The sequence below is a fragment of the Blautia sp. AM42-2 genome (genome assembly GCF_003480245.1).
In the GTDB taxonomy this organism is placed as follows: Bacteria; Bacillota; Clostridia; order Lachnospirales; family Lachnospiraceae; genus Fusicatenibacter; species Fusicatenibacter saccharivorans.
The window spans coordinates 1-652 of sequence record NZ_QUIM01000042.1 but is presented as its reverse complement, the minus strand read 5'-3'; the positions used below and the strand labels follow the sequence as shown (position 1 = coordinate 652).

Annotated in this window: 1 protein-coding gene; it reads left to right on the top strand. The window is 41.3% G+C overall.

All coding sequences use genetic code 11. From position 1 onward, the window contains the following. Positions 1-83 precede the first annotated feature (83 nt). On the top strand, positions 84-652 hold a 569-nt coding region (locus DW915_RS15580; RefSeq protein ID WP_199676788.1), incomplete at its 3' end, for an IS256 family transposase.

Here is a 652-nt window from a genome sequence, read left to right as displayed (position 1 = left end):
GAGAGTATGAAACTTTTTCTGTAAAATAATGTTTATAAGGTTCTTCTATGATACAATAAATATCATTAGGAGGGCCTTTTATTATGGCAAGACAAAAGAAACCTGTACATCGTGTACAAATGACAGAAGGAAAACGAAACATCATCCATCAGCTCCTGGAAGAGTACGATATCCAGTCTGCAGAAGACATTCAGGATGCGCTCAAGGATCTTTTAGGCGGCACCATTAAGGAAATGATGGAAGCTGAAATGGATGATCATCTTGGTTACGAAAAATCCGAACGCTCAGATAATGATGATTATCGCAATGGTTATAAGCGGAAACAGGTCAACAGCCGGTATGGCTCGATGGAAATCGAAGTGCCACAGGATCGCAAATCAACGTTTGAACCACAGGTTGTGAAAAAACGCCAGAAAGATATTTCCGATATTGATCAGAAGATCATTTCCATGTATGCCAAAGGAATGACTACCCGGCAGATTTCCGAAACCATCGAAGATATTTATGGCTTTGAGACCTCGGAGAGTTTTATTTCCGATGTAACCGATAAGATCCTGCCACAGATCGAAGACTGGCAGAACCGGCCGTTGGACGAAGTCTATCCCATTCTCTACATTGACGCAATTCACTATTCCGTAAGAGATAATGGTGT